A 3,215-nucleotide genomic window follows, 5' to 3' on the forward strand; every position below is an offset into this window, starting at 1 on the left:
GGGGCGAGCCTGCGAGAAAAGGTGTCGGGGGAGTTGGGATAGGTGTGGGGGGATTGTCCGCTTTCGCGAGCAGGCTCGCTCCCACCTTCGAATCACGGTGTCATTGGGACCACGGCGCCCGACGCGAATCGTTGAGCCCCACCAGATAGCTATCACCACCCAGCTGGCTCATCTGCCGCCTAATCCAGCCGGCGCGCCTTGCTACATAGTTGGTCGGGTGGCTGGCGCTCCAAACTCGAGGGTTCGGCAATACGGCAGCCAGCAAGCTCGATTGCTGGCGACTGAGACCTTTTGCACTCACACCAAAGTGATGTCGGGCCGCCGCTTCCGCACCAAACACGCCGTCATCCCACTCAGCACTGTTCAGATAAACCTCAAGAATCCGCTGCTTGGGCCAGAACACTTCGATCAGCGCGGTAAACCAGGCTTCCAGTCCCTTGCGTAGCCAGCTGCGGCCAGACCACAGAAACAGGTTTTTCGAGACTTGTTGGCTCAATGTGCTGGCGCCACGTACCGAGCCACCCAGTTCATTGTGGGCGAGAGCGGCGCGAATTGCGCCGATGTCAAAACCCCAGTGTTCCGGGAATTTCTGGTCTTCGCCCGCAATCACCGCGACTTTCAGGTCGTCGGAGATTTCTTCCCAGGGCTTCCAGGTGCGTTGCAGGTCGATGGGCTCACCGTCGATCCAGGATTCGATCTTGCGCTCGACCATCAGCGCCGTCCCCGGTGGAGGCACCACACGGAAAATCAGCACCAGCAATACGCTGGCGCCCATGAACCAGAGCACGGCCTTCGTGAAACGACGGAAATAGATACGCAGCATAGAGATGGCTTGGCCGAACCCGTTGAGCGGGCCATTATACAGACCCTGTTGATCGAGTCTGACTGGAGTTCTTCATGCTGCGAGGCTTTCTGATGCTGGCTGCTTTTTTCGGCTTCACCGGTGTCGGCCTTGGGGCCTTTGCCGCCCACGGCCTGAAAAACCGCCTGACGCCTGAATATCTGGCGATTTTTCATACCGGCGTCACCTATCAGTTGGTGCACACCCTGGCACTGTTGGGCGTGGCGCTACTGGCCACGCAGATTCCCGGCCGGCTGGTCACATGGGCCGGCGCAACCTTTGCCATCGGTATACTGCTGTTCTCCGGCAGTCTGTACGTGCTCACGCTGACTGGTATCAGCAAGCTGGGCATCATCACGCCGTTCGGCGGCCTGGCCTTCCTTGCGGGCTGGTTCTGCCTGGGCTTGGCCGCCTGGCGCTTGCCGCTGACCGCTTGACGCTTATTGCTGACCTTTAGGTCACGATCGGGCTAGAATGCCAGCCCCAAAAAATGATGGCGGCATCCGCATGCGCATTCAGTTGAACGGCGAATCCTTTGAACTGCCCGACGGTGAAACCGTTGCGGCCCTGCTGACCCGTCTGGAGCTGACCGGACGCCGGGTGGCGGTCGAACTCAATCTGGATATCGTCCCGCGCAGTCAGCACGCAGGCACCACGTTGAACGACGGCGACAACGTCGAAGTGGTACACGCCATCGGCGGCGGCTAGCCGTCAGGCCTGCATGGGCCGAGAATTCTGCAAGACCCTCACCCCTACAGAGGATTTCCCATGAGCATCGTTCGTAGCGACAAGCCTTTCGTTCTGGCCGGTCGTACTTACCAGTCGCGTTTGCTGGTCGGTACCGGCAAATACCGTGACATGGAAGAAACCCGCCTGGCCATCGAAGCCTCGGGTGCCGAGATCGTCACGTTTGCCGTGCGCCGTACCAACCTCGGTCAAATCGAGGGCGAGCCGAACTTGCTCGAAGTGTTGTCGCCGGATCGCTACACCTTCCTGCCGAACACCGCTGGCTGCTACGACGCTGTCGAGGCCGTACGCACTTGCCGCCTGGCCCGTGAGCTGCTCGACGGCCATAACCTGGTGAAACTGGAAGTGCTGGCGGATCAGAAAACCCTGTTCCCCAACGTGATCGAAACCCTCAAGGCCGCAGAAGTGCTGGTCAAGGAAGGCTTCGACGTGATGGTCTACACCAGCGATGACCCGATCATTGCCCGACAATTGGCGGAAATCGGCTGCATTGCGGTGATGCCGTTGGCCGGCCTGATCGGTTCGGGCCTGGGGATCTGCAACCCGTACAACCTGCAGATCATCCTCGAAGAAGCGAAAATCCCGGTGCTGGTGGATGCCGGTGTCGGTACGGCCTCTGACGCCACCATCTCCATGGAGCTGGGTTGCGATGCGGTGCTGATGAACTCGGCCATCGCCCACGCCCAGCAGCCGATCATGATGGCCGAAGCCATGAAACACGCCATCGTTGCCGGTCGCCTGGCTTACCTCGCCGGCCGCATGCCGAAAAAACTCTATGCCAGCGCTTCCTCGCCGCTGGATGGTCTGATCAAGTAAGAGCTATTGATGACTGAATCAAACGACACGCCTATCCAGACGGAAGAAGGCGACGAGCGCCAACACCGCCGCATCAAGAGTTTCGTGATGCGCGCCGGGCGCATGACCGAAGGCCAGCAACGTGGCCTGGAACAGGGCGCCCCGCTGTACGTACTGCCCTTGGCTGACGCGCCGGTGGATTACGATCAGGTGTTCGGCCGCTCGGCTCCGCGTTCGTTGGAAATCGGTTTCGGCATGGGCCATTCGCTGCTGGAAATGGCTGCTGCTGCGCCGGAGCAGGATTTCATCGGTGTGGAAGTTCACCGTCCGGGTGTCGGCGCGTTGCTCAATGGCGTGCTGACCCAGGGCCTGACCAACCTGCGGGTTTACGATTGCGATGCGATCGAAGTGCTCAACCGCTGCGTGGCCGACAACAGCCTCGATCGACTGATGCTGTTTTTCCCGGACCCGTGGCACAAGAGCCGTCATCACAAGCGCCGTATCGTTCAGGCGTCGTTCGCTGAGCTGGTGCGCAGCAAGTTGAAGGTTGGCGGCATTCTGCACATGGCCACCGACTGGGAGCCGTACGCCGAATACATGCTGGAAGTGATGAATGTCGCGCCGGGTTATCGCAACCTGGCCGAAGACGGCAAGTGCGTACCACGCCCGGCCGAGCGCCCGATCACCAAGTTCGAACGCCGTGGCGAACGTCTTGGGCATGGGGTGTGGGATCTGAAGTTCGAGAAGCAGTCCTAAACCCTGTGCAGTAAACCTGTGGGAGCCAGCCTGCTGGCGATGGTGTGTCAGTCGACATCAATGTGTCTGACACACC

At 60.3% G+C, this 3,215-nt stretch carries 5 protein-coding genes; 4 read left to right on the forward strand and 1 reads right to left on the reverse strand.

The genetic code is table 11. The features are described 5' to 3' along the window. Positions 1–100: 100 nt before the first annotated feature. Positions 101–823 (reverse strand): monofunctional biosynthetic peptidoglycan transglycosylase, encoded by a 723-nt coding sequence (mtgA, locus tag ACSFE6_RS31250; protein WP_435431224.1) that lies wholly within the window; start codon positions 821–823, stop codon positions 101–103. A gap of 74 nt (positions 824–897) precedes the next feature. Here mtgA and ACSFE6_RS31255 point away from each other — a divergent pair, with 74 nt between their 5' ends. The 4 genes from ACSFE6_RS31255 to trmB all read left to right on the forward strand — a co-directional run bounded on the left by ACSFE6_RS31255 (position 898) and on the right by trmB (position 3,139). Further along, on the forward strand, positions 898–1,278 hold the full coding sequence (locus ACSFE6_RS31255) for a DUF423 domain-containing protein (RefSeq protein ID WP_435431225.1): 381 nt from the start codon (positions 898–900) through the stop codon (positions 1,276–1,278). 70 nt (positions 1,279–1,348) lie between these two features. Then, positions 1,349–1,549 carry a sulfur carrier protein ThiS gene (gene thiS, locus ACSFE6_RS31260; protein WP_435431227.1) on the forward strand — a complete coding sequence of 67 codons (201 nt, stop codon included), beginning with the start codon at positions 1,349–1,351 and terminating at the stop codon, positions 1,547–1,549. Positions 1,550–1,609: 60 nt separating this feature from the next. Next, positions 1,610–2,404 (forward strand): thiazole synthase, encoded by a 795-nt coding sequence (locus ACSFE6_RS31265; protein WP_007953385.1) that lies wholly within the window; start codon positions 1,610–1,612, stop codon positions 2,402–2,404. Between the two features lie 9 nt (positions 2,405–2,413). Further along, the gene (gene trmB / locus ACSFE6_RS31270; RefSeq protein WP_435431226.1) at positions 2,414–3,139 is read left to right on the forward strand and encodes a tRNA (guanosine(46)-N7)-methyltransferase TrmB; all 726 of its coding nucleotides are present in this window, start codon (positions 2,414–2,416) and stop codon (positions 3,137–3,139) included. The last annotated feature ends 76 nt before the right edge of the window (positions 3,140–3,215 follow it).

It is taken from the genome of Pseudomonas baetica (assembly GCF_051216495.1).
Taxonomy (GTDB): domain Bacteria; phylum Pseudomonadota; class Gammaproteobacteria; order Pseudomonadales; family Pseudomonadaceae; genus Aquipseudomonas; species Aquipseudomonas baetica_B.

What these genes read in the sequence shown, in the direction of transcription:
- mtgA (WP_435431224.1), bottom strand. Translation starts at nt 823, where the DNA reads ATGCTGCGTATCTATTTCCGTCGTTTCACGAAGGCCGTGCTCTGGTTC.
- trmB (WP_435431226.1), top strand. Translation starts at nt 2,414, where the DNA reads ATGACTGAATCAAACGACACGCCTATCCAGACGGAAGAAGGCGACGAG.
- thiS (WP_435431227.1), top strand. Translation starts at nt 1,349, where the DNA reads ATGCGCATTCAGTTGAACGGCGAATCCTTTGAACTGCCCGACGGTGAA.
- ACSFE6_RS31265 (WP_007953385.1), top strand. Translation starts at nt 1,610, where the DNA reads ATGAGCATCGTTCGTAGCGACAAGCCTTTCGTTCTGGCCGGTCGTACT.
- ACSFE6_RS31255 (WP_435431225.1), top strand. Translation starts at nt 898, where the DNA reads ATGCTGCGAGGCTTTCTGATGCTGGCTGCTTTTTTCGGCTTCACCGGT.